The organism is Pseudomonas sp. CDFA 610 (assembly GCF_021147865.1).
Lineage (GTDB): Bacteria > Pseudomonadota > Gammaproteobacteria > Pseudomonadales > Pseudomonadaceae > Aquipseudomonas > Aquipseudomonas alliivorans.
In genome coordinates this window covers 206,860-232,571 of sequence record NZ_JAGTPM010000006.1, presented here as the reverse complement: position 1 = coordinate 232,571, position 25,712 = coordinate 206,860, and the positions used below count along the sequence as shown (strand labels likewise).

The window sequence follows — 25,712 nt, the reverse complement described above, 5'->3', positions numbered from 1 at the left end:
GAAGGCCGCTCTCCCATGCCTATTTTTTTCAAACGCCGTCCCTTGCTGCGTGTTCTGCTGATCGGCCTGTGCGCCACGCTGATGACGCCGTTGAGCCACGCTGCCGATCCGGCCAAGCGCCTGCGCATCGGCATCACCCTGCACCCGTATTACAGCTACGTGGCCAATATCGTCGGCGACAAGGCCGAGGTTGTGCCGCTGATTCCGGCGGGCTTCAACCCCCACGCCTACGAGCCGCGTGCCGAGGACATCAAGCGCATCGGCTCGCTCGACGTGGTCGTGCTCAATGGCGTCGGCCATGACGACTTCGCCGACCGCATGATAGCCGCCAGCGAAACACCAGACATCAAGACCATCGAAGCCAACGCCGACGTACCGCTGCTGGCCGCCACCGGCGTTGCCGCACGCGGTGCAGGCAAGGTGGTCAACCCGCACACCTTCCTGTCGATCAGCGCTTCCATTGCACAGGTCAACAACATCGCCCGCGAACTGGGCAAGCTAGACCCGGACAACGCCAAGACCTACACCGCCAACGCCAGGGCCTACGGCAAGCGCCTGCGGCAGATGCGCGCCGACGCCCTGGCCAAGCTGACCAAGGCACCCAACGCCGACCTGCGTGTGGCCACGGTGCATGCCGCCTACGATTACCTGCTGCGCGAGTTCGGCCTTGAAGTCACGGCAGTGGTGGAACCGGCTCACGGCATCGAACCGAGCCCGAGCCAGTTGAAGAAAACCATCGACCAATTGCGTGAGCTGGACGTGAAGGTGATCTTCTCGGAGATGGACTTCCCGTCCACCTACGTCGAGACCATCCAGCGTGAGTCCGGGGTCAAACTGTACCCGCTGTCGCACATTTCCTATGGCGAATACAGCGCCGACAAGTACGAAAAGGAAATGGCCGGCAACCTCGACACCGTGGTCCGGGCGATTCAGGAGGCAGGCGCATGACCGTTGCGCACAACCTTGAGATCACGCGCCAGGGACCTGGCGTTGAATTCAGCGACGTCAGCCTCACGCTGGGCCGCACCACGATTCTTGATCGCATTACCTTCAACGTGCGAGCAGGCAGCGTGCATGCGCTGGTCGGCCCCAATGGCGGTGGCAAGAGTTCGCTGATCAAGACCCTGCTTGGCCAGACGCCGCACCAGGGCCAGCTCAGCCTGCAATGGCCCGGCTCGCCCGGCCTGATCGGCTACGTGCCGCAGGCGCTGGAATTCGACCGTGGCCTGCCGATGACCGTCGATGACTTCATGGCCGCCATGTGTCAACGACGCCCTGCTTTTCTGGGTCTGTCGAAGCACTACGCGGCGGCTATCGGCCAAGCACTGGAGCGGGTCGGCATGCAGGACAAGCGCAAACGTCGAATGGGTGCGCTGTCAGGTGGCGAACGCCAGCGCGTGCTGCTGGCACAGGGCTTGATTCCGGCCCCGCAGTTGCTGGTGCTGGATGAACCGATGTCGGCGCTGGATGAAGCCGGTATTCAAGTTTTCGAGCGCCTGCTGGGCGACTGGCGTCGGTCCGGTATCACTGTGCTGTGGATCGAGCACGACCTGGAAGCCGTAAAACGGCTTGCCGATCAGGTGACCGGACTCAATCGCCGGGTGTTGTTCGATGAACCTGCACAGACAGCGCTGACACCGGAACGGCTGCTGACCCTGTTCTCGGCGCACCCGCGTGCGGCAGACATCAGGAACGGGAGCGCTGTGTGATGGACTACGAGAGCTTTCGACTTTTCATTCAAGGCCTGGCGTCGTCCGGCTATTTGCCTGAGGCGCTGGCCTACGGCTTCGTGGTCAACGCCCTGCTTGCCGGGTTACTGATCGGCCCGGTGCTGGGTGGTCTGGGCACGCTGGTGGTGGTCAAGCGCTTCGCGTTCTTCTCCGAAGCGGTAGGCCATGCCGCGCTGACAGGCGTGGCCATCGGTATCCTGCTCGGCGAGCCCTACACCGGCCCCTACGGCAGCCTGTTCGGTTACTGCCTGCTGTTCGGGATCGTGCTGAACTACCTGCGCAACCGCACCGGCCTCGCGCCCGATACGCTGATCGGCGTGTTCCTGTCGGTCTCGCTGGCTCTGGGTGCAAGCCTGCTGCTGGTGCTGGCGGGCAAGATCAATGTGCACATTCTGGAGAACGTGCTGTTTGGCTCGGTGCTGACCGTCAACGGCAACGACTTGCTGGTGCTGCTGATCGTCGGTTCGCTGGTGATGAGCCTGAGCCTGCCGCTGTACAACCGCATCATGCTGGCCAGCTTCAACCCGCAACTGGCCGCCGTCCGTGGCGTGGCGGTGAAGGCGCTGGATTACCTGTTCGTGATTCTGGTGACGCTGATCACAGTGGCGGCGGTGAAGGTCATCGGCGCGATTCTGGTCGGCGCCCTGTTGGTGATTCCAGCCGCCGCTGCTCGACTATTGAGCCAGTCGCTGAAGGGCTTCTTCTGGATCTCGGTGGCGATTGCGACCGTCAGCACCCTGTGCGGCATCCTGTTGCCCATCGTCTTCGACCTGCCTGTGCCGTCCGGCGCAGCGATCATTCTGGTGGCCGGCGTCGCTTTCGCCCTGGCCGCCATCGCTCGCGGCACTGTACCCAGCCTCAAAGGAAATATCGGATAAATGTTCACTCTGCGACGTATGACCCTGGCGCTGGCCATGACCGGCCTGCTCTGCAATGCCGTCTCTGCATCTGATGTCACAGCGCAATCCGCCCAGCCGGTACGCGTGCTCGCCAGCCTGCCGATCACCTATGGTCTGGGGCAGATTCTGCTCAAGGACAGCGGCGTGGTGCTGGAACGTGCCGCAGCGGCCAACCTGCCCGGCTCGCGCCAGACGGCCTATTTCACCGGGCGTGGTGCCGAGGCATTGCGCGGGTTGGCCGTGGAGGCGGATGCGGTGATCGGGCTGCGCTCGATCTGGGCCGATGATCCGCTGTACCCCAATGCCCGCCGCAGCAACATCCGCATCGTTGAAATCGATGCCGCACGCCCGGTGGATGGCAGCCTGCCAGGCATTGCGGTTCAGCCGGGGCAAGGTGTCGATGGCCTGAACAGTCAGCCGTGGCTGGCGAGCAACAACATGGGGCGCATGGCCGACGTGATGGCAGCAGATCTGGTCCGACTGGCGCCAGCCGCCAAGCCGAAGATCGAGAGCAACCTGGCTGCGCTCAAACAGCACCTGCTCAAGCTCAGCGCCGACAGCGAAGCGAGTCTGGCCAGCGCCGACAACCTGAGCGTGGTGAGTCTGTCAGACCGATTCGGTTACCTGATCAGTGGGTTGAATCTGGAGCTGATCGACAGTCAGGCACTGACCGACGAGCAGTGGACGCCAGAAGCGATACAGAAACTGACATCGACTCTCAAGGACAACGACGTCGCCCTGGTGCTTGACCACCGCCAGCCCCCCGAGCCGGTCAAGACCGCGATTGCCGAGGCAGGCAGCACATTGCTGGTGCTGGGGATCGACGGCGCAGACCCGCTGACTGAGTTGCAGCGGGATATCGAGCAGATTATCGGGGCGTTGAAGGCTGGCTGAATCCAGATACCGTGGGAGGCGGCTTGCCGGCGATAGCGTCAGGCCAGCCAATGAAGGGTGAACTGAAGGCAAGCCGCCTCCCACAAGGCCTGTGCCTATCCAGTGAGATGTGTGCCGGTCAATGGCTCACAGCGGTCTGCGCTTCCATCTTCTGGCGCAGACTCAGCGGGCGCATGTCGGTCCAGACTTCTTCGATGTAGGCCAGGCATTCTTTCTTGAAGCCGCTCTTGCCCACGGTGCGCCAGCCGTTGGGGATGGCCTTGTAATCGGGCCAGATCGAGTACTGCTCTTCGTGGTTGACCACCACTTGAAAGACGATGTCTTCCCGGTCGAATACTGAAGTCATTGTTGCTCTCCATGAGGGTTCAGCGCCGCCGTGCCAATTCATGGCGGCTATAGGGATTGAACGTATCGCGACGTCGAAAAATTAAAGCTGAGCGACCGCGGCATTCAGCGCGCGACCGAAGATGCCGGCCACTTCGTCGATCTGTTCGGCGGTGATCACCAATGGCGGCAGGAAGCGCACGACGCTGCCGTGCCGACCTCCCAGTTCGAGGATCAGCCCGCGCTTGAGGCATTCGCGCTGAATCAACGGTGCCAGCCGCGCAAACACCGGCGGATGCCCCTGAGCGTCACGCGCACCGGCCGGATCGACCAACTCGACACCGAGCATCAACCCGCGCCCACGAATGTCGCCCAGTTGCGGGAAATCACGCTGCAGTTCGCGCAGATGCGAAACCAGTCGTGCGCCCATCGCCGTGGCGTGCTCGCACACGTTGTGCTCTTTCAGATAACGCATCACCGCCGAACCTGCGGCCATGGCCATCTGATTGCCGCGGAAAGTCCCGGCGTGAGCGCCCGGCAGCCAGGTGTCGAGCCACTGGCGATAGACGACAACCGCCAGCGGCAGGCTGCCACCGATGGCCTTGGACATCACCACGACGTCTGGAATGATTCCGGCGTGCTCGAAGGCGAACATCTTGCCCGTGCGGGCAAAACCGCTCTGGATTTCATCGACGATCAGCGCCACGCCAGCGTTTTCGGTGATGCGCCGCACGCCGCGCAGCCAGTCGAGATCCGCCGGAATAACCCCGCCCTCGCCCTGCACCACTTCAACAATCACCGCCGCTGGCAACTGCACACCCGCTTCAGGATCGTTGAGCAGGTTTTCCAGATAATGCAGGTTGGCTTTCACGCCCGGCGCGCCGCCCAGCCCGAACGGGCAGCGGTAATCATAGGGATACGGCAGAAACTGCACGCCTGCGCTGAGCAACGCTCCCAGCGGCTTCTTTGGACCCAGGCTGCCCATCAGGCTCAGCGCGCCCTGGCTCATGCCGTGGTAACCGCCCTGAAATGACAGCACCGTGCTGCGTCCAGTAGCCGTGCGCACCAGTTTCAAGGCTGCTTCCACCGCATCAGTGCCGGTCGGTCCGCAGAACTGGATCTTCGCTTCACGAGCCAGCTCTTCGGGCAACAACCCAAACAGGTCCTGCACGAACTGATCCTTGACCGGCGTGGTGAGGTCCAGCGTGTGCAACGGCAATTCGTCGCTGATGACCTGCTGAATCGCCTCGATCACCACCGGGTGATTGTGACCCAGCGCCAGCGTGCCAGCGCCTGCCAGACAATCGATAAACCGCCGTCCTTCGACATCTTCGACGTGAATGCCCCTGGCGCGCTTGAGTGCCAGCGGAATGCGCCGTGGATAGCTACGGGCGTTGGATTCCTGGCGACTCTGCCGCGCCAGCAAGGGCGACTCGTCGAACTGGTACAGCGTCTCGACCGGCGCTGAAGCAACCCGTGCCGGTTGATCATCGATAAACCTGGTAGCGACTGACATCTATGCAACCCTCAATACGCTGTTTGATGAGCGAAACCGTTTGAATGGCCTTAGTCGGCGGGTGTGAGACCCGGGCGGCTCAGGCATCTGTTCCTTCCATTGAAAACGCGCCGCAGGCCTGCGGATTTACACTCGATCACGAGTTTTTCATCCGCAAAGCCGACGGCCCGACGACAGGCCGGTCAGAGCCCTTCCAGTTCCGCCATCAGGTCGGCCAGCCGGTCGAACTTCTGCTCATCGACCTTCGGCCCGCCCAGACTTTCCAGATGCTGCGCCAGGGCCTGCACGGTGTTGAACTCGAACATCGCCCGCAGCGGTACGTTGCGCTGAAGCTGCTTCTGAGCACGCGTGACTACCTGCGTGGCGAGCAGTGAATGCCCGCCCAGTTCGAAGAAGTTGTCGGTGATGCCAACCCGCTCGATCTTCAGCACATCGGCCCAGATCGTCGCCAGTTGCTGCTCCATGTCGCTCTGTGGCGCGACATAGTCCTGCTGTGCCTGGCTGACGTCGGGCGCAGGCAGGGCCTTGCGGTCCAGCTTGCCGTTCGGGGTCAGCGGCATCTGCTCCAGCAGCACCAGGTGCGAGGGCACCATATAGTCCGGCAGACTGGCCTTGAGCCGGGTTTTCAGATCATCACGCAAGGCGTCGGGATCCTGCACTACACCGTTGGGGACCAGGTAGGCAGCGAGGACCTTACCCAGCGGACCGTCGATATCCAGAACCACCGATTCACGAATCGCGGCGTGTTCCTGAAGGCGGGTTTCGATCTCGCCCAGTTCGATGCGGTAGCCGCGGATCTTGACCTGATGGTCGACCCGACCGACGTACTCCAGCACGCCATCACCGCGACGCCGCGCCAGATCACCGGTGCGATACAGCCGCTCGCCCGGCGCACCGAACGGGTTGGGCACAAACACCGGCACAGTGCGCAGCGGATCGCCGACATACCCGCGTCCGACCCCTGTACCCGCCACGCAAAGCTCACCCACCGCGCCCAGCGGCACAAGCTCCAGCGCTTCATCGAGCACGTACAAACGGTTGTTGTCGGTCGGCAAGCCGATGGGCAGGTACGGGCTGCGCGTGGACGCCGCATCGACCCGGAAGAACGCCACGTCGTCCGAGCATTCAGCCGGACCGTAGGCATTCACCAATTCAATGTTCGGGTAGCGCTGCAGCCACTGACTGGCCAGTTCCGGCGGCATCGCTTCGCCCGTCGGCAGCATCCAGCGCAGGCCGTCGAGCGTCGCCTGCTCTTCGGCCAACAGACCGGTGATCAGCGACGGTACGCTTTCCAGCACGCTGATGCCCTGCGCCTGCACATGCTGAAGCAGCGCCTGAGGATCGCGAGCGATGTCGTTGGGGACAATGTCGACCCGTGCGCCAAACAGCGGCGCAGCGAGGAACTGCCAGACCGAGATATCGAAGCTTTGCGAAGCGGTCTGGGCAATCACGTCCGTGGCGCTGAGGTCCAGATACGGCACCTTGCTCAACTGGTTGTTGAGCATGCCGCGCTGCTCGACCATCACGCCTTTCGGTTGCCCGGTGGAACCCGATGTGAAGATCACATAGGCCAGGTTGTCCGGGGCGCTGTAACGTCCCGGATTGTGTTGCGCCGTTGCCTGCCGCTGCACGGCTTCCCAGACCAGCAACTGAGGACGTTTGTCTTCGGGCAGCGCCTCCAGCAACGCCCTGCCCTGCTGAACAGACTGTTCAGTACACACCAGAACCGGCGTATGGCTCTGGCCGATGATCCCGCTCAAGCGTGGATTCGGCAGCGCCGGGTCCAACGGCAGGTAACCGGCGCCGGCCTTGAAGCTGCCGATGATCATGCCCAACAGCTCGGGCCCGCGCTCGGCCAACAGCGCAATCGGCTGATCAAAGCCGACACCGGCGTTGATCAAGGCATGGCCCAGTCGATTGGCAGCGTCGTTCAGTTCGGCATAGCTTGAGGCATGCTCCAGACAGCTCACGGCGATGCGCTCGGGATGCTCGGCCACCTGCGCCTCGAACAGCTCGACGTAGCTGCGCTCAAGCGGATAGGCGCGCGCACTCTGGTTGCAGCCGTGGAGCAGAAACTCACGTTCCGGTTCGCCTAGCAGCGCCAGTTCGGCCATGTCGCCATGGAAGCCTTCGACCAGCGCCAGCAGCAGGCGCTTGAATTCACCGAGCATGCTCTGCACGGTCGACTCGTCGAAGTAACGCTGGTCGTAGGACAGATGCAGGCCCAGGTCGTCGCCGGGGTAGCAGACCGCCGTCAGCGGGTAGTTGGTGTGGGTTCGGCCGGAATCGGAGGTGGCGTTCAGGCTTTGCGCGCGGTCCAGTACCGAGACTTCCACCGGCGCATTCTCGAACACGAACAGGCTGTCGAACAGCGGCAGGCCCTTGGGCAGTTCGCTGTTTTCCTGAATGGTCACCAGCGGCAGGTATTCGTACTCGCGCAATTGCATGTTGCTGTCCAGCAACTGGCTCAGCCACTGACGTACGCTGCAACGCTGGCCATCGCCCGGCATGCCGATGCGCAGCGCAATGGTGTTGATGAACAGCCCGACCGTGCGCTGCATCTGCGGCAACTCCACCGGGCGGCCTGCCACGGTGACACCGAACACCACGTCGCGATCACCGCTCAGCCGCCGCAGGGTCAAGGCCCACGCGGCCTGGGCGAAGGTGTTGACGGTCAGTTGGTGCTGCTGCGCCAGTTCGCGCAACCGCACGCCGTCGGCCACATCGAGGCGCGTGTAGCAGTCGCCGACCACCATGCCGCCACTGTCTCCGGCGTGCTCGCGCAGGAACGGACGGTCGCTCGGAATCGGAGTCGGCCGCTCGAACCCCGCCAGGTTCTGTCGCCACCAGTCACGCGCCTGCGCCAGCCCCCGGCGTTGCAGCCAGCCGATGTAATCGCGATAACGTGGCGCCGGGGCCAGTTGTGCGTCGCGACCTTCGCCCAGCGCGGTGTAGATGTCGAAGAAATCGTTCATCAGCAGCGAGCGGCACCACGCATCAATGAGGATGTGGTGATTGCTCATCATGAACCAGTAACGCGCCTCGTCCACGCGGATCAGGCGCAGGTGGAATGGCGGCTGACGCAGCAGATCGAACCCGGTCTCGCGCTCGGACTTGAGCAGCGCCTGCAAGCGTGGTTCCTGCTGGTCGCTGGCCACGTCACGCCAGTCCAGGTAATCGATGGGCGTGCTGCCCGGTTTGTGAATGACCTGCAACATGGTTTCGCCGATGTCCCAGCAGAACGAGGCGCGCAGCGCTTCATGCCGAGCGATCACAGCCTGCCACGCCTGCGCAAACCGTTGCGGGTCCAGCGCGCTGTTGATGCGATAGCGGTCCTGCATGTAATACAGACCTGTGCCGGGTTCCAGCAGCGTGTGCAGCAGCATCCCTTCCTGCATCGGGGTCAGCGGGTAAACGTCTTCGATCCGGGACGCCGGAACCGGCAACGCGTCCAGCTGCACCTGATCCAGTTCGGCCAGGGGGAAGTCCGACGGCGTCAGTCCGCCGCTGCCTTCGGTCAGGCAATGGGTGATCAACGCCTGCAACTGGTTCAGGTAATCCTGTGCCAGGGCTTCGATGGCCTCGGGCTGAAAGCGCTCGGCACTGAAGGTCCAGCGCAGCACCAGCTCACCGCCATACACCTGACTGTCGATGCTCAGCTCGTTGGGCAAGGGCGCATCAGGATCGTGGGCCGCACCGGCTGACGTCTCCAGCGGCCGGAACAAGGCATCGCCGTCGAAGCTCTGATCGAACTGGCCCAGGTAGTTGAAGGTAATCGGAGCGACGGGCAAGGCCTGCATGGCCCTGCGGCTGCTGTCATCGGCCAGGTAGCGCAGCACACCGTAACCCAGCCCCTTGTGCGGGACCTGACGCAGTTGTTCCTTGATCGCCTTGATCGATTCGCCCGGTTCTGCGTGATCGAGGACCGGTGTCAGGCGTAACGGATAGGCACTGGTGAACCAGCCCACGGTGCGGGTCAAGTCAATGTCGTCGAACAGGGTTTCGCGGCCGTGGCCTTCGAGTTGAATCAGGGTCGAGGCCTGACCGTTCCAGCGACACACTACTAGCGCCAATGCGGTCAGCAGCAAGTCGTTGACCTGGGTCCGGTAGGCGCTCGGTGCCTGTTGCAGCAGGTGCCGGGTACTACGGGAATCCAATCGCACGCTGAGGGTTCGGGCGTGACGATTCTGCTGACCGCCCTGCTGGGCATGGCCCGGCAACGCTGCGGTCGGACCGCTGAGCTGGCGCTGCCACCATTGAAGCTCTTCACGCAACGACTCGCTGCCGGCGTAGGCCTGCAGGCGACTCGCCCAGTCCCGGAAGGCACTGGTCTTGGCCGGCAGGCGAACCGGCACCGCTTCATTGAGCTGCCGATACGCCGTCTGCACGTCATCGAGCAACACGCGCCACGACACGCCATCCACCACCAGGTGGTGGATGACCACCAACAGGCGTTGCTGACCTTGCGGCTCATCCACCAGCACGGCACGCAACAGCGGACCGTTCTGTAGATCGAGACTGCGCTGAGCCTGCTCGAACAACTCGACGCATTCCCCCGGATCAGTCACCTGCGCCTGAATTACCAGCGCATCCTCCGTGTGCGAAGCACGATGCACGGCTGTCCAGCGACCGCCTTGCTCCGTAAATCCCAACCTGAGTGCGTCATGCTGTTCCAGCACGGCGCGTAACGCAAGTTCCAGCGTAGGTGCATCCAGTCGGGTAACAGGTTCCAGCACCAACGCCTGATTCCAGTGCTGACGCGTCGGAATCGGCGTGTCAAAGAACCAGTGCTGAATCGGCGTGAAGCCCGATTCGCCGGTCACCAGTCCCTGTTCGGCCTGGATCAATTGCTGAGTCGTTGCCACGGCTGCGAGGGTATATACGGTCTGATGCTGAAACAGATCACGTGGTGTGAAATAAATACCGGCCTGACGTGCCCGACTGACCACCTGAATGGACAAAATCGAATCGCCGCCCAACTCGAAGAAGTTGTCGTTGAGTCCCACCTGCGTCACGTTCAGCACCGCGCACCAGATGGCGGCCAGTTGCTGCTCAAGGTCGCTTACCGGCGCCACGTACTGTAGGCGGTTGAGTTCCGGGTCCGGCGCGGGCAAGGCCCGGCGGTCAAGCTTGCCGTTGGCCGTCAGCGGCATGCTGTCCAGCAGAATCAGGTGCGCAGGCACCATGTAGTCGGGCAATTGCGCCTTGAGGTGCGACTTGAGCGATTCGCGCAAGCGGGCCCGCTGCTCGTCGCCCTGCGCCGCTACTTCGCTGACCAGATAACCCGCCAGTTGCTTGCCGGAGGGCGTGTCCAGCGCCAGCACCACGGCCTCGCGAACACCTTCGTGCTCCAGCAGTCGGGTTTCGATTTCGCCCAATTCAATGCGGAAACCGCGAATCTTCACCTGATGGTCGATTCGGCCCAGGTATTCGACGAGCCCATCGGCACGCTGGCGCACCAGATCGCCGGTGCGATACAGACGCCCGCCCCGCCCGGCAAACGGATCAGCCACGAAGCGCTCGGCGGTCATGCCCGGACGCTGGTGATACCCCTGGGCCAGACCCGGACCACCGATGTACAACTCGCCACTCGCGCCCTGCGGCACCAGCGCCAGATCGGCATCGAGAATGTACGCAACCCGCGCCCCGACCACACGACCGATCGGCACGCTCGCTTCACCTTCCGGCAACTGCTGCGGGGCCAGACTGGCCAGCGGCATGACCACGGTTTCGGTCGGGCCGTAGGCGTTGAAGAACAGCTCGGGCTGGAACACCGCACGTATGCGATGCAGGTGTTCACCGGTCAACGCTTCGCCACCGGTGATGCACATGCGCACCGGCAGGGTCTGGCCCTGGGTCGCCAGCCATTGCGCCAACTGGCTGCCATAGCTGGGCGTGAAACCAAGGATATTGACCTGCTGTTCGCGGATCAGGGTGCAGATTTCTTCGGCATCCCACTGGCCCTGAGCCCGCAATACCACGCGTGCGCCAGCAAGCAGCGGCACCAGCAAACGTTCGGTAGCAGCATCGAAGTTGATCGAATAGAAGTGCAGCTCGCAGTCATCAGGCTGCATGTCGAAACGGCGAATCACCGCCTGGCAGTGCATGGCGATTTCGCCATGGGACACCACCACGCCTTTGGGCTTGCCGGTCGAGCCGGACGTGTAGATCAGGTATGCCTGATGCTGCGGCAGGCTGAGGAGCGGCAATTCGTCGTGCGGGTAGCCCTCCAGCAATGGCAGGTCATCCTCCAGACACCAGCGTGCCACGCCGTCAGGCAACTCGCCGAGTGCGGCAAACATCGCACGATCACTCAACAGCAGGCCGACACCGCTGTCTTCGATCATGTACTGCAAGCGTTCCAGCGGGTATTCCGGGTCCAGCGGCACGTAGGCGCCACCGGCCTTGAGGATCGCCAGCAGGCCGATCACCATGTGCAACGAGCGCTCCAGCGCCAGACCGACACGCACCTGCGGCCCGACACCCCGTTCGCGCAGCACCCGCGCCAGTTGGTTGGCCCGGCTATCCAGCTCGGCGTAGCTCAGGGTTTCACCGGCAAAAGTCAGGGCTGGCGCATTCGGACGCAGACGCGCCCGCTCGGCAAACAGCTCATGAATGCACTGATCCAGGCGCTGCTCGCCCGCCTCGACGCCCAGACTGTCGAGCAACTGCTGACGCTCGGCGTCCTGCAACAGCGGCAGTTCGCTGAGGCGCTGCTGCGGATCGGCCAGCAGGGCTTGCAGCAAATTGAGCCAGTGCCCGGCCATTTTGGCGATACGCGGTTCGTCGAACAGGTCGGTGCTGTAAGTCAGGCAGCAGCCCAGACGATGATCCAGTTCGGTAACTTCCAGATTGAGGTCGAACTTGGTCGCCCGCGCATCGTTGACCAGATACTCGACCGTCATGCCGGCCAGCTCACGGCTCTGCTGGAATTCCCAGCGCTGCACGTTGCACATCACCTGGAACAGCGGGTTGTAGGCCGCGCTGCGTGGCGGTTGCAGCGCTTCGACCAGATGGTCGAACGGCAAGTCCTGATGCGACTGGCCTTCGATGACGGTGTGCCTGACCTGTTCGAACAACTGCGCCACACTCATCTGCCCGTCGAGCTGCACGCGCAGTACTTGGGTGTTGAGGAACGCGCCGATCAGGCCTTCGCTTTCCGGGCGAATCCGGTTGGCCACCGGCGCGCCGATGCGCAGGTCGGTCTGGCCGCTGTAACGGTAGAGCAGCACCGCCAGCGTGGCGGTCATGGTCATGAACAGGGTCAGGCCGTTCTGTGCGTTGAAAGCGCGTACCTTTGCCGCCAGACCGGCTTGCAGATCAAAACGGTACAACTCGCCCTGATGGCTCTGCACCGGCGGACGTGGTCGGTCGCCGGGCAACTCCAGCAACGGATGCTCGTTGCCCAGCTGCGCCATCCAGTAGTCCAGTTGGCGCTGGCGTTCACCCGCTTCCATCCACTGGCGCTGCCAGACGCTGTAATCCAGGTATTGCACCGCCAGCGATTCCAGCGGCGACGGCTTGCCGTCAAGAAACGCTTCGTACAGCAGCCCCAGTTCGCGCGCGAAAATGTCCATCGCCCAGCCTTCGGTGACGATGTGGTGCAGGGTCAGGACGAAGTAATGTTCCAGCTCGCCCGCCCGGACCAGACAGGCACGTAGCAGCGGCCCTGTTTCCAGATCAAACGGCTGATGCGCTTCACGGTCGGCCAGTGTCTGAAGCCGCTGCTGACGTACCTCGGCAGGCAGCGCAGAGATGTCTTCCCAGCGCATCTGCAGACCGGTCTGCTCCGAGACTTTCTGGTACGCCACGCCATCAGCGCTCGGAAAGGTAGTGCGCAGGGTTTCGTGGCGCAGGATCAGCGCTTGCAGCGCGGCGTCGAAATGCTCGATGTTCAGCACGCCGTTCAGGCGCGCCATACCGCCGACGTTGTAGGCCGGGCTGTCCGGCTCCATCTGCCAAAGGAACCACATGCGTTGCTGCGAATAGGACAACGGTACCGACTGACTGCGGTCGACGCGGGCAATCGGCTGCAGACTGCCACATACGCCGGACGCCTGAATGGCCTCGACCTGCTCGGCGAAGGCACCCAGTTCGCTGGATTCGAACAGCGTGCGCAGCGGCAGGTCGATGTCACAGGCCTGACGCACCCGAGAGATGATTTGGGTTGCCAGCAAGGAGTGGCCGCCCAGCGCGAAGAAGTCATCCCGCAAGCCAACACGCGGCACACCCAGCACTTCACGCCAGATGGCTGCGATCTGTTTCTCCAGCGCCGACTGCGGCTCGACATGCTCGCGGGTCTGCCATTGCGGTTCGGGCAAGGCGCGACGGTCGAGCTTGCCGCTCGGGCTCAGGGGCATGCTGTCCAGACGCACTAATTGCGAGGGGACCATATAATCCGGCAGTTCCAGCGCCAGCGCAGACTTGATGCATTCAGCCTGTTCAGCGCCGCTTTCGCCCTCAAGGGCTGCGGTGTAATAGCCGATCAATTGCGGACCGGCAACCGTTTCGCGCACCAGCACTGCCGCCTGGCCGATACCCGGCAGAGCCAGCAGACGCGCTTCGATTTCCTGCGGCTCGACCCTGAAACCGCGCAGCTTGACCTGCTGATCGAGACGCCCCAGGTATTCCAGCGCACCATCGGAGGTCCAGCGCACCCGATCGCCGGTGCGATACAGCCGCTCACCCGCCTTGCCCAGCGGATCGGCCACGAAACGCTCGGCCGTCAGCGCAGGACGACCCAGATAGCCCCGCGCCAGACCGATGCCACCCACGCACAGTTCACCCGCAACGCCCTGCGGCACCTGATTCAGTTCGTTGTCCAGCACCCGGCACAGCACGTTGCCCAAGAGACGGCCGATTGGTGAGCGCTCCCCATCCGCCCGCTGACAATGCCAGTGAGTGACGTTAATCGCGGTTTCGGTCGGGCCATAGCGGTTGTGCAACTGCACGTTCGGCAATTGCTCCAGCACCCGGTTGCGCAGCTCACTCGGCAGCGCTTCACCCCCTGAGAACAGACGGCGCAGGCTGTCGCACTGCCGGGCTAGCGGTTCGTCGATGAACACCTGCAGCAACGGTGGCACGAAGTGCAGCGTGGTGACGCCGTAATCCTTGACCAATTGCGCGATGCGCTGCGGATCGCGATGCTCGCCGGGACCGGCCAGCAGCAATCGACAACCGGTGATCAGCGGCCAGAAACACTCCCACACGGACACGTCGAAGCTGATCGGCGCTTTCTGCATCAGCACATCAGTGTCATCCAGCGCGTAGGTCGCCTGCATCCATTGCAGGCGCTCGGCCAATGCGGCATGAGTGTTGCCGACGCCCTTGGGCTGCCCGGTGGAGCCTGAGGTGTAGATCACGTACGCAAGGTTATCGCCCTGCAGATGCAGACCCGGCGCACTCACCGGCCAGCTTTCCAGATTCAGTGCGTCCATCGCGACCGTGCAGATACCCTCGGCACTTGGCAGATCGCCCAGCAGATGGCTCTGGGTCAACAGCAGTTCAACGCCACTGTCGTTGAGCATGTAAGCGAGGCGCTCGGTCGGATAATCCGGGTCCAGTGGCACGTAAGCGCCACCGGCCTTGAGAATCGCCAGCAAACCAATCAGCAACTGCGGTGAGCGTTCGGCGGCGATAGCAACTTTGATGTCCGGCCCCACGCCCTTGTCGCGCAGATAGTGCGCCAGACGGTTGGCCTGAGTGTGCAGACTGGCGAAGTCGAGGCTGCCGCCCTCCCACATCAGCGCAATACGTTCAGGGGTCTCGCGGAACTGCCGATTGAGCTGTTCGGGCAACCATTGTGTCGCTGGCGCACAGGGCGCACTGCTCCACTGTCGCTGTTGAGTTTGCTCGTCATCGCCGAGCAGCTGCAGATCCCCCAACGCAATCTGTGCCTGCTGACCGACCTGAGTCAGCACCTGCACATAGTGCTGCGCCATGCGCACGATGGTGTCGCGCTCGAACAGTTCGTCGGCATAGTCGAAAGACAGCGTCAGACGTCCGTTCCGGTCTTCCTCGCTGTGCAGTTGCAGGTCGAACTTGGCTTCGCGGCTGTGCCATGGCAACTCGTCGGCGAGCAATCCCGGCAGGCGGCGCAAGGCACTCAGGTCGCGCTGTTGATGGTTGAACATGACTTGAAACAGACCGTGCTCGCGAGCCTGCGGGAAGGCCTCGACCAACTGATCGAAAGGCACGTCCTGATGAGCCTGGGCGTCCAGCGCCGTCTGACGGGTCTGGGCCAGCAGCGCCGAAAATGGCTGGCGCGAATCGAGCTTCGCGCGCAACACCAGCGTGTTGATGAAGAAGCCGATCATGCCTTGTGTTTCGTGACGCGGGCGGTTGGCACCGGGCACTCCGACGCGAATGTCGGTGTGTCCGCTGTAGCGATGCAACAGGGTCTGGAAGCTGGACAGTAACAGCATGAACGGCGTCGATTGCCAGGCTTGCGCGGTGTTACGCAAGGCGGCGCTCAACTCGGCACTCAGACGCAGGCTGTAGCGGTCGGCGCTGTACTGCTGGCGCACCGAGCGCGGATGATCGGTGTTCAGTGCCAGCACTGGCTGTTCGTCGCCCAGTTGCTGCTTCCAGTACTCGAGCTGACGCCCGGCCTCGCCACGCGCAAGCCATTCGCGCTGCCACTGGCCGTAGTCCGCATAACGCAGCGCCAGCGGGGCCAGTTCAACCGACTGACCTTGAACAGCCGCAGCGTAAAGACGCGAGAATTCGTCGATCAGCACGTTCAGCGACCAGCCGTCGGCGATGATGTGGTGCAGTGTTACCAGCAACTGATGTTCTTCGTCGTCCAGTTGCACCAGCGTCACACGCAGCAACGGACCGTTTTGCAGGTCGAACGGTTGGCGCGCCTGCTCTTCGCTAATAGCCCGCGCGCGGGTTTGGCGCTCGTCGCCAGACAGACCACTGATGTCCAGCACCTGCAACTGAAATTCCCCGGCCGGGTCGATACGTTGCAGCGCTACGCCGTCCTGTTCGTAGAAGCGGGTACGCAACGATTCATGGCGCTCGATCAGTTGCTGAAAACTGTCGCGCAAGGCCGTGCGGTCCAGCTCGCCACGCAAGTGCAATCCGCCAGGAATGTTGTAGGCACTGCTCTGTGGGTCCAGTTGCCAGACAAACCACAGACGGTTCTGCGCCAGGGATTGCGGCAAGTGCTGGTTGCCCGGCAGGCGGGTGATGACGTTTTCGCCGGGCGCGTCGCCCTGCTGTGCAGCGAGTTGCAGCGCTTCAATCTGCGCAACAAAGGCGCCCAGGGTTGGCGCTTCGAACAGCAGCCGAAGGCTCAGGTCGATGCCCAGCACCTCACGCAGCTTCGCCACCACCTGAGTCGCGGCAATCGAGTTGCCGCCCAGCAGGAAGAAGTGGTCATCCGCGCCGATCTGCTCGCGCTGAAGCTGATCACACCAGACGTTGGCGATTTTTGCCTGCAAATCGGAGCCAGTCGATGCCGCCTGCACGGATTGACTCGAGTCGCCTTCCGGGAACACCGCATAGCTGTCCAGACTGCCATCGGCCAGACGCGTGCGGCAGGCAGAACGTTGCAGCTTGCCGCTGGAGGTTTTCGGCAACGCACCAGGGTTGAGCAGTACGACGACTGTCGGCGCTTCCTGAAACGCATCGGCCACCGCCTGACGAATGGCCTTGATCAGCGCTTCCGGTGGCAGAATTTTCTGCACGCTGCGACCGACTTCAGCCGCGATGCCGATGCCTTCGATCCCGGCCTGAGTCACAGCAAACGCTGCGACACGGCCTTTGCGCACCACATCGACGTCGCGCTCAATGACTTTCTCGATGTCCTGCGGATAGAGGTTCTGACCACGCACGATCAACATGTCTTTCAAGCGGCCGGTGATGTACAACTCGCCGTGACGCTGAAAACCCAGGTCGCCGGTTCGCAGCCAGGTCTGGCCGTCGTGTTCGACGAAGGTTTTCGCCGTTGCTTCAGGGTTGCGCCAGTAGCCATGGGCAATGCTGGGACCCGTCGCCCAGACTTCACCGACGTGGTTGTCGTCCAGCACCTGCAACGTGCCCGGATCGGCGATCAGTACGCCGTGCCCCGGCTGACCGGTGCCGCAACTCATCACCGGGCTGCCCTCGCCCAGCTCCACGACATTGCGCGCCAGCGCCGCTTCGTCCAGACGCAACGAAGGAATGCCGTGGCCGCGCTTGCCACCGGCCACATAAAGCGTGGCCTCGGCCAGCCCGTAGGACGCCATGAAGCTGTCGGGGGTGAAGCCGCAACTGGCGAACTTGTCGGAGAACGCATCGAGGCTGTCCTGACGGATCGGCTCGGAGCCGGAATACGCGACGCGCCAGCGACTGAGGTCCAGACGCTCCAGCGCCGACTCGCTGACACGCGCGCTGCACAGCTGGTAGGCAAAGTCCGGTCCGCCGCTGATGGTGCCGCCGTATTCGCTGATCGCCTCCAGCCAGCGCAACGGGCGCGTCAGAAAGTACGCCGGGGCCATCAGCACACAGGGCACGCCACTGAAAATCGGCTGCAACAGACCGCCGATCAGGCCCATGTCGTGGTAAAGCGGCAGCCAGCTGACGATCACATCGTCAGGGTTGAGGTCGATGCCGAAGCCGTGGCGAATCAGTATTTCATTGGCAACCAGATTGCCGTGCGTGACCTGCACGCCCTTGGGCAAGGCAGTCGAGCCGGAGGTGTACTGCAGAAAGGCGATGTCATCGGGCTGCAAACCGGGTCCTTGCCAGCCATCGGCCAGAGTACTGTCCAGCGTGTCGACACAAAGCAGTTGCGGCGCATCGGCTGCCGCCAGCTCGTCCATTTGCAGCAACGCGGGTTTCAGGTCGGAACCGGTCAGCAGCAGACGCGGCTGGGCATCGGCGATGATCGACAGCAGGCGTTCCTGATGATGACGGCGATTGGATTCCGGCGGATAGGCTGGCACCGCAATAACCCCGGCGTACAGACAGCCGAAGAACGCCGCCACATAGTCAGGCCCGCTGTGAAACAGCAGAATCGCGCGATCTCCCGGCGCAGCCTCACGCTTCAGCGCGGCAGCGATGGTGCGTGCGCGCAGGTCCAGATCACGGTAGGTCAACACCAGGCCCTGGCTGTTTTCGTCGGTGAGAAAACGCAGCGCCAGTTGGTCAGGCGTTTTCGCAGCGCGACGTTGCAGCGCCTGGGCCAGAGTGTCGGGGAGTTCGAAAGCGTCCATGATGGGTTTCCTGCTGGATTCGGCTTGCCAGAGCGGGTCTGGGTATCAAAAAAGGCGCGTCGCAGGATCAGCGACGCGTCGGGCGAGCGGGCATCAGCCGGCTGCGCGGGTCAGGTGCCGCGCAGCGCTGTTGCGCCACCGAGTCAAGTGTTGTTCGGCGTAACGCCGCAGATGGCGTAGCAACCGGGCCTGCTCGTCGACCAGATAGAAGTGATGACCTTCGAACAGGTCCAGAGAAAACCCCGTCGCGGCGTCTTCCTGCCAGTCGAGCAGCTCTTCGACGCTGACGCTGTCCTGCTTGCCGCCGAACACGTGAATGGGGATATGCAGCGGCTCGCGCACGCCATAGACAAAGCTGCCGCACAGCAGAAAATCGGCACGCAGGATCGGCAGCATCATCTGCATGAGTTCGTCGTTGGCGATGACCTCTTCGCGGGTGCCCTTGAGCGTGCGAAGCCGGTCGATCAACTGCGCATCGGTCCTGGCCACCGCGTAATCGCTGACGTCGCGGCGCGCAGGACCTGCCGTGGCCGAAGTGAACAGCGCCAGCGGCGCAGGCAGCCCTCGAGCGCGCAGTGCATGGGCCAGCTCGAAGGCCAGCAGGCCACCCAGGCTGTGCCCGAACAGCGCGTAAGGGGTATCGAGTTCGGCTGCGATTTCGTCGGCCAGTTGACCGGCCAACTGCACCATATCCGTCTGCAACGGCTCCGCCATGCGCATGCCGCGGCCGGGCAGTTCCAGCGGGCGCACATTCAGCCAGTCCGGCAAGGTGCGCCGCCAGGGGCTGTAGAACATTGCGCTGGCACCGGAATACGGCAGACAGAACAGTTTCAGGCCTGTGGAGCTGTTCATATCAGGACCGTCCGTCCATTGGATCCGGTGTAAAAGCCGCGATGCGTGCGATCGAAACGCATGGTGTTCTCCTGATGTCATCCCGGCCTGCGCCATGGGCGGGCCTGTCATCATGAGAACGGACGGCGTTCGGAAATAATTAGTCGCATTCGGCCGGTCTGCACGAGTGTCGAGCGCACGGTGCGGAATCGCACCCTTAAAGTGCGCTGATGCGCTTTCGCATTTGACAATAATTATCATTAAGACTAATTTATCGCCCCACGTGATGGCGCGGCTCACAAGGCGGCTCCCCCTCCAATGACTTTGCAGCAAGGTGAATTCCATGACGGAACAAGTATTCACAAGCAAGTGCGACTCACCGTTACTCCAGGCTTTCGTCGACAATTACCTGCTGTTGGTCAAGATTGCCGCACGCATCGTGGGTTGTCGGTCACGCGCCGAGGACGTGGTTCAAGACGCGTTTTTCAGGCTGCGTTCGGCTCCTCAGGTCACGCTGACGTTCAAGGCACAGCTCAGCTATCTGTTTCAGATCGTGCGCAATCTGGCCATCGACCACTACCGCAAGCAGGCACTGGAACAGCGGTACACCGGGCCCGAGGCAGAGGGTTTGAATGTGGTGATTCAGGGCGCTTCGCCGGAAACCTCGCACATCAACTTCTCGAGCCTGGAGAGAATCGCCGACGCACTCGCGGAGCTGCCTCCCCGGACCCGTTACGCGTTCGAGATGTACCGCCTGCACGGTGTACCGCAGAAAGACATCGCCAAGGAACTGGGCGTCTCCCCTACCCTGGTCAACTTCATGATTCGCGATGCGCTGATTCACTGTCGCAAGGTCAACGGCGTCAGAAGCGAGCCTTGAGCCTTATTCAGGCGACAAAAAAATCCGGAGCCTGGGCTCCGGTTTTTTCATGTTGGCTCGACGCTTTTTATCAACGGCTGACCTGATACTCAGGCTGCACTTCCGGCATGGCCGAAGAGTGATGGTTCAAGATCTTCCACTCGTTGCCGACACGGTGATAAAGGAAGGTGTAGCGAGCCTGGACCTTGCTCTGCTTACCTTCGGCCGACGTCAGGGTGAAGGTGTAGACACCGCTGTCCACGGCTGCATCCGGACCCAGACGGCGGATTTCACGGTAGTTGACCTCACCGACCGGCTTGAGGGTCAGGAAGTGATCGAAGTAGTCCTTGATCTCGGCCGGGGTGGCTCGCACTTTGTTCGAAACTGTCGGCTGCAGGACCGCGTCCGGCGTATACATGGACAACACCGTCTGCGAATTGCCGGTTTTCAGCGCCTTGTTCCAGCGATCAAACAGACCTGCAATCTCTCTATCATTTACGTTGCTTGGCTGCTCGGCCACCATGCGATAGGTGTAACCGCCGGCCGGTTCGGTAGCGGCCTGAACCATTGGGGCGCTTACAGCAAGGAACATGGCCAGGGCGGTCAATTTCAATTTCATCGCAACTCTCCTTCGGGGTGATCTGTTCAGGGATTCAGTGGTTGCCAATTTGCCCTGATGCGCTGGTTGATCCATCGGCCGAACGGGGTTATTTGCGTATGCCAACTGGCAGATAGGCGCAGAATCGCCTTACGCGCTCTAATAGCAGTACTCAAGGTGTGCTCGCGCGCGCATCACCCTTCGCTGGAGCCCTACCCATGCAAAGCCCTCCTCATGACCCGGCAAGCGCTCTGGCGATCCGCACGCAGTATCGCCAGTCGCAAAGCCGTGCTGCCCGTTTGCGACTGCTGGTGGATACGGGCCAGGAACTGACCCAGCTACCGCCCGAAGCCATGCGCCAGCGCGTGCTGCAACGGGCATGTGCCTTCGTGGCCATGGACCACGGCCTGTTGCTGGAGTGGAACAGCGACAACGTGGTCACGATCACGGCCAGCCATGGCAGCAAGGAACGTCTGAACTCGATGGACAAGGTGGCCGACACGCTGGCCATCGGCCCGCAGTGGCTGGACTGCCCGCAAGCCAGATTGCCCAGTGTGCTGATGCTGCCGTTGCGTGGTGCAGATGAAGGCGCATTCGGCACTCTGCTGCTCGCCAACAGCGTCGGGATCAACGCCCCGGACAACGAAGACATTGAATCCCTGCAGCTGCTCGCCACGCTGCTGGCGGCGCATCTGGAGAACAACCGCCTGCTCGAAGCGCTGGTTGCGCGGGAGCGAACCATGTCCGAGCTGGTGCATCAGTTGTTCACCGCTCAGGAAGACGAACGCAAGCGCATGGCCTATGACCTGCATGACGGCCTGGCGCAGACCCTCGCCGGACTGCATCAGCGGCTGCAGGGCTTTGCGGGACGCTGTCCGGAACTGCCCGAACCGATGAGTGCCGACCTGCAGGCCATCCTCAACCTTGCCCAGCATTGCGTGGGTGAAGGGCGGCAACTGATCAGCGGTCTGCGCCCTACCGTGCTCGATGACTTCGGCCTGCTTCAAGCGGTCGACAAGGAAGCCGACCGCCTGCGCGAAGCCGGTATCGCCGTGCACTGGAGCTCACGCTCGATGGTCCGCCTGCCCAGTCACCTGGAGATCGGCCTGTTCCGCATCGCTCAGGAAGGCATCAACAATGTGCTCAAGCATTCGGGGGCTGGCAGTGTGCAGTTGGCGCTGGACATCAGTGACAGTAACGTGTCGCTGTTGCTCGAGGACAACGGTCGGGGTTTCGTGACCGACCAGCGCAGCGACGGCAGCGGCGTTCAGAAACTGGGGCTGGTGGCCATGCAGGAACGGGCCAGCCTGATGGGTGGCCGCCTGACCTGTGTCAGCCGTCCCGATTGCGGTACGCGATTGCGCGCGACCGTCCCTTTCACTGCTGACAAGGCAATTCAATGACTGACACCCTGCGACTGGTTCTTGCGGACGACCATGAAGTGACCCGTACCGGATTCGTCTCGCTGCTGGCGGGTCATCCGGAATTCGAAGTGGTTGGCCAGGCCGCCAACGGCCAGCAGGCGATTGACCTCTGCGAGGAGCTGCAACCGGACATCGCGATTCTCGATATCCGCATGCCGGTACTCAACGGGCTGGGCGCGGCACGGATTCTCCAGCAGCGCATGCCGAAGCTCAAAGTGGTGATCTTCACCATGGACGACAGCACCGATCATCTGGAAGCGGCCATCAGCGCGGGTGCCGTGGGCTACCTGCTCAAGGACGCCAGCCGTGACGAGGTCATCGCCAGCCTGCAACGTGTCGCCCGTGGTGAAGAAGCCCTGAACAGCGCGGTGAGTGCACGTCTGCTGCGCCGCATGACCGAACGCAACACCAGCGGCGCCGCCCTGCCCGAAGCGCTTACACCTCGCGAGCGCCAGGTGCTCGGGCTGGTAGCAGGCGGTTTCAGCAACCGGGAAATCGGTGAAAAACTGGGCATCACCACCGGTACCGCCAAGGCTCACGTAGAAAAGGTGATCGGCAAGCTCGGCGCATCGGATCGTACTCAGGCAGCCGTGCGTGGCGTGGCGCTGGGCCTTGTGACACAGGCTCCGGGCGACTGGCAATGACTGCTCTGTCCACCAGTCGCTGGCAGGATCTCCCGCTGCGCGGCAAGGCACTGTTGGCGATTTCGATGCCGCTGGTGGTGCTGATGTCCTCGCTGGGGTTGATCTATCACGCCGAGCGTCAGACCGCGCAGGCCGAAGAGGATGTGCGTCGCGCGCTGCTGGTGCAGGGTGACATTCAGACGGTGCATACCCAGATTGCCGAAGCGGCCGCCAGCGTGCGCGGTTACCTGCTGACCCGGCAGGCGGATTTCCTGCCTGGCTATCTGAACGCACAGCCACTGATCGACGCGGCGCTGATTCGGCTTGATGCCAATATTCAGGACGAGCAGATGCGCGAGTACCTGACGTCGATCGAACCCCTGATCCATGCCAAGGCGGATGGACTGGCGAAACTGCAGGCGCTCAGCCTGGAGGTCCCGGAAAACATCACGCGCATCCTGATCGAAAACAAATACGTGCTCGATCAGTTGCGCGAACGCATCAGCACCATGCGCGAGCGCGAGGACAAGCTGCTGGCCGAACGGACTGCCGCCGCGTCGGCCACTCGCCAGCAGTTGTTGCTGTCGACCCTGCTGGCTGCCGGGTGCGGCATGATCGGCGCCATTCTGGCGGTGCTCATGCTGTCGCGGGGCATCGTTACTCGGGTCCAGCAGGTGCAGCGCAACGCGCAGCGTCTGGCGCTCGGGCATCCCCTGCTGCCGCAGCCTCCCGAGAAAGACGAAATCGGTCAGTTGAGTACGCGCCTGGTCGAGGCCGGGCAACTGCTCGCCGAGCGCGAACGTGCCCTGCGGGACAACGAAGAACGCCTGCGGCTCATCATCGAAGGCGTGAAGGACTACGGCATTTTCGCGCTGGACAAGCAAGGCTACATCACCACATGGAACGCCGGTGCCGAGCGCATCAAGGGCTATACCGAACAGGAAATCATCGGGCAGCACTTCTCTGTTTTCTACCAGCCCGAAGAGTGTCCGCAGCATCCGGACATGGCGTTGCATGAAGCCATGGTCGAGGGGCATTACATGGAAGAAGGCTGGCGCTGCCGCAAGGACGGCAGTCGTTTCTGGGCCAGTGTGGTCATCACTGCACAGTACGATGGCAACGGTGAGCTGCGCGGCTTTTCCAAGATCACTCGCGACATCACCGACCGCCGCGCAGCCGAGATCGCGCTGGGTACGGCCCGGGAAGAAGCCGAGCGGGCCAGCCGGGCGAAGAGCGAGTTTCTTTCACGCATGAGCCACGAGTTGCGCACCCCGCTCAACTCGATTCTGGGGTTTGCCCAGTTGCTGGACATGGACTCGACGGCCAGTCAGAGGCCGCAGGTCGGGCATATCCTGCGTGCCGGTCAGCACTTGCTGAAGCTGATCAACGAGGTGCTGGACATCGCCCGAATCGAAGCCGGACACCTGTCCCTGAGCCTGGAACCGGTTGTCCTGTCGGCAGTGCTTCAGGAAGCGCTGGTGCTGGTTTCGCCGATGGCAGCGGACGGCAACATCCGGCTGGTCGAACTGCCAGACATGCCGGACGAACTTGGCGTGATTGCCGACCGTCAGCGCCTGATACAGGTGCTGCTCAACCTATTGTCCAACGCCATCAAGTACAACCGACCCCAGGGTCAGGTGCAGATCGAAGTCGAACAACTGGATGAGCACACGACCGTGACCGTCGTCGATACCGGTCACGGCATCGACGACGAGCGTATCGACCAACTGTTCAAACCGTTCGAGCGCCTGGGCGCCGACCCGAATGTCGAAGGCACCGGCCTCGGTCTGGCGCTGAGCAAAAGCATGCTGGAAATGATGCAGGGCCAACTGTCGGTGCAGAGTACGCCGGGACAGGGCAGCCGCTTTACCCTCAGACTGCCGCGCGTTCAGGTACAGGCTGGCGCTGCCCCCGCACCGCGTCCGACCGAACTGCTCCCGACGGTGCAACGCCCTGCCACTGCCGACTATCACGGCAAAGTGCTGTGCATCGAGGACAATCTGTCGAGCATGGCGCTGATAGAAACGCTGCTGCAGCGCAGGCCTGGCATCCGGTTGCTGTCGAGCATGCAAGGGCAACTGGGTCTGGACCTCGCCAGGCAGCACGCTCCGCAGCTGATCCTGCTGGATCTCAACTTGCCGGATCTTCAGGGGCTTGAGGTATTGCAGCGTCTGAGACGCCTGCCAGCGACCGCCCATACGCCGATCCTGATGATCACCGCAGACGCCAGCGATACCGTTCAGCGAACCTTGCAAGCGGCCGGCGCAACCGCCATCCTGACCAAACCCATCCAGGTGCCGACCTTTCTCGCCTATCTGGATCAATACATACCGGAGCCGACATGACCGGAGACTTCCGTATCCTGATCATCGATGATCAGCGCCCCAACCTTGAGTTGATGGAGCAACTGCTCGCACGGGAAGGACTCACGAACGTACTGAGCAGCACCGAGCCTTTGCGTACGCTGGACCTGTTCAACAGCTTCGAGCCTGATCTGGTGGTACTGGACCTGCACATGCCCGAGTTCGACGGCTTTGCCGTCCTGGAGCAACTGAACCGGCGCATTCCCACCAATGACTATGTGCCGATCATGGTGTTGACAGCGGATGCCACGCGTGACACTCGCCTGCGCGCCCTCGCACTGGGCGCACGGGATTTCATCAGCAAACCGCTTGATGCGCTGGAAACCATGCTGCGGATCTGGAACCTGCTGGAGACACGGGCGCTGTACAAAACCCTGCGCAAACTGGTGCCGCCCGAGCACATAGAACTGCTGCGCCAGCCGCGCTCACTGGCACAGCAATAGTCGACG

14 protein-coding genes are annotated in these 25,712 nt (G+C 62.6%); 9 read left to right on the top strand and 5 right to left on the bottom strand.

The window, feature by feature from the left end; translation table 11 throughout:
* Positions 1 to 81: 81 nt before the first annotated feature.
* From KDX39_RS13265 to KDX39_RS13250, 4 genes are read left to right on the top strand one after another with little or no spacing between them, the layout of a single operon-like run.
* A complete protein-coding gene (locus KDX39_RS13265) occupies positions 82 to 948 on the top strand; it encodes a metal ABC transporter substrate-binding protein (RefSeq protein ID WP_231660749.1) in 867 nt (288 codons plus the stop codon).
* Positions 945 to 1,709, top strand: coding sequence for a metal ABC transporter ATP-binding protein (locus KDX39_RS13260; RefSeq protein WP_231660665.1), 765 nt, complete (start codon positions 945 to 947; stop codon positions 1,707 to 1,709). Before KDX39_RS13265 ends, KDX39_RS13260 begins: the two co-directional genes overlap by 4 nt.
* Positions 1,709 to 2,608, top strand: coding sequence for a metal ABC transporter permease (locus tag KDX39_RS13255; protein ID WP_231660664.1), 900 nt, complete (start codon positions 1,709 to 1,711; stop codon positions 2,606 to 2,608). Before KDX39_RS13260 ends, KDX39_RS13255 begins: the two co-directional genes overlap by 1 nt.
* Positions 2,609 to 3,523, top strand: a complete 915-nt coding sequence (locus tag KDX39_RS13250; RefSeq protein WP_231660663.1) for a metal ABC transporter substrate-binding protein — start codon at positions 2,609 to 2,611, stop codon at positions 3,521 to 3,523. It abuts the gene before it with no gap.
* Positions 3,524 to 3,641: 118 nt separating this feature from the next.
* Here the strand turns inward: KDX39_RS13250 and KDX39_RS13245 are convergent, their stop codons facing one another.
* The 4 genes from KDX39_RS13245 to KDX39_RS13230 all read right to left on the bottom strand — a co-directional run bounded on the left by KDX39_RS13245 (position 3,642) and on the right by KDX39_RS13230 (position 19,417).
* A complete protein-coding gene (locus tag KDX39_RS13245) occupies positions 3,642 to 3,869 on the bottom strand; it encodes an MbtH family protein (protein WP_005770699.1) in 228 nt (75 codons plus the stop codon).
* 81 nt (positions 3,870 to 3,950) lie between these two features.
* Positions 3,951 to 5,363 (bottom strand): aspartate aminotransferase family protein, encoded by a 1,413-nt coding sequence (locus KDX39_RS13240; RefSeq protein ID WP_099226511.1) that lies wholly within the window; start codon positions 5,361 to 5,363, stop codon positions 3,951 to 3,953.
* Between the two features lie 182 nt (positions 5,364 to 5,545).
* Positions 5,546 to 18,565, bottom strand: a complete 13,020-nt coding sequence (locus tag KDX39_RS13235) for a non-ribosomal peptide synthetase (protein ID WP_269439895.1) — start codon at positions 18,563 to 18,565, stop codon at positions 5,546 to 5,548.
* A 93-nt stretch (positions 18,566 to 18,658) separates the two neighbouring features.
* Positions 18,659 to 19,417, bottom strand: a complete 759-nt coding sequence (locus KDX39_RS13230) for a thioesterase II family protein (RefSeq protein WP_231660662.1) — start codon at positions 19,415 to 19,417, stop codon at positions 18,659 to 18,661.
* Between the two features lie 322 nt (positions 19,418 to 19,739).
* Here KDX39_RS13230 and KDX39_RS13225 point away from each other — a divergent pair, with 322 nt between their 5' ends.
* Entirely contained in the window at positions 19,740 to 20,276 is a 537-nt protein-coding gene (locus KDX39_RS13225) for an RNA polymerase factor sigma-70 (RefSeq protein WP_231660661.1), read from the top strand.
* A 70-nt stretch (positions 20,277 to 20,346) separates the two neighbouring features.
* Here KDX39_RS13225 and KDX39_RS13220 read toward each other — a convergent pair whose 3' ends face one another.
* Positions 20,347 to 20,874, bottom strand: coding sequence for an SgcJ/EcaC family oxidoreductase (locus KDX39_RS13220; protein WP_231660660.1), 528 nt, complete (start codon positions 20,872 to 20,874; stop codon positions 20,347 to 20,349).
* A 197-nt stretch (positions 20,875 to 21,071) separates the two neighbouring features.
* Here KDX39_RS13220 and KDX39_RS13215 point away from each other — a divergent pair, with 197 nt between their 5' ends.
* The 4 genes from KDX39_RS13215 to KDX39_RS13200 are packed head-to-tail and all read left to right on the top strand — an operon-like array spanning position 21,072 to position 25,706.
* Positions 21,072 to 22,256, top strand: a complete 1,185-nt coding sequence (locus KDX39_RS13215; RefSeq protein ID WP_231660659.1) for a sensor histidine kinase — start codon at positions 21,072 to 21,074, stop codon at positions 22,254 to 22,256.
* Entirely contained in the window at positions 22,253 to 22,921 is a 669-nt protein-coding gene (locus KDX39_RS13210; protein WP_231660658.1) for a response regulator, read from the top strand. The genes KDX39_RS13215 and KDX39_RS13210 overlap by 4 nt, the downstream gene beginning before the upstream one ends.
* On the top strand, positions 22,918 to 25,245 hold the full coding sequence (locus KDX39_RS13205; protein WP_231660657.1) for an ATP-binding protein: 2,328 nt from the start codon (positions 22,918 to 22,920) through the stop codon (positions 25,243 to 25,245). Before KDX39_RS13210 ends, KDX39_RS13205 begins: the two co-directional genes overlap by 4 nt.
* Positions 25,242 to 25,706, top strand: coding sequence for a response regulator (locus KDX39_RS13200; RefSeq protein ID WP_004881182.1), 465 nt, complete (start codon positions 25,242 to 25,244; stop codon positions 25,704 to 25,706). Before KDX39_RS13205 ends, KDX39_RS13200 begins: the two co-directional genes overlap by 4 nt.
* Positions 25,707 to 25,712 lie beyond the last annotated feature (6 nt).

Coding starts and splice junctions, on each gene's coding strand:
- KDX39_RS13220 (WP_231660660.1), bottom strand. CDS start 20,874: ATGAAATTGAAATTGACCGCCCTGGCCATGTTCCTTGCTGTAAGCGCC.
- KDX39_RS13230 (WP_231660662.1), bottom strand. CDS start 19,417: ATGAACAGCTCCACAGGCCTGAAACTGTTCTGTCTGCCGTATTCCGGT.
- KDX39_RS13210 (WP_231660658.1), top strand. CDS start 22,253: ATGACTGACACCCTGCGACTGGTTCTTGCGGACGACCATGAAGTGACC.
- KDX39_RS13205 (WP_231660657.1), top strand. CDS start 22,918: ATGACTGCTCTGTCCACCAGTCGCTGGCAGGATCTCCCGCTGCGCGGC.
- KDX39_RS13260 (WP_231660665.1), top strand. CDS start 945: ATGACCGTTGCGCACAACCTTGAGATCACGCGCCAGGGACCTGGCGTT.
- KDX39_RS13245 (WP_005770699.1), bottom strand. CDS start 3,869: ATGACTTCAGTATTCGACCGGGAAGACATCGTCTTTCAAGTGGTGGTC.
- KDX39_RS13240 (WP_099226511.1), bottom strand. CDS start 5,363: ATGTCAGTCGCTACCAGGTTTATCGATGATCAACCGGCACGGGTTGCT.
- KDX39_RS13200 (WP_004881182.1), top strand. CDS start 25,242: ATGACCGGAGACTTCCGTATCCTGATCATCGATGATCAGCGCCCCAAC.
- KDX39_RS13225 (WP_231660661.1), top strand. CDS start 19,740: ATGACGGAACAAGTATTCACAAGCAAGTGCGACTCACCGTTACTCCAG.
- KDX39_RS13265 (WP_231660749.1), top strand. CDS start 82: ATGACGCCGTTGAGCCACGCTGCCGATCCGGCCAAGCGCCTGCGCATC.
- KDX39_RS13235 (WP_269439895.1), bottom strand. CDS start 18,565: ATGGACGCTTTCGAACTCCCCGACACTCTGGCCCAGGCGCTGCAACGT.
- KDX39_RS13215 (WP_231660659.1), top strand. CDS start 21,072: ATGCAAAGCCCTCCTCATGACCCGGCAAGCGCTCTGGCGATCCGCACG.
- KDX39_RS13255 (WP_231660664.1), top strand. CDS start 1,709: ATGGACTACGAGAGCTTTCGACTTTTCATTCAAGGCCTGGCGTCGTCC.
- KDX39_RS13250 (WP_231660663.1), top strand. CDS start 2,609: ATGTTCACTCTGCGACGTATGACCCTGGCGCTGGCCATGACCGGCCTG.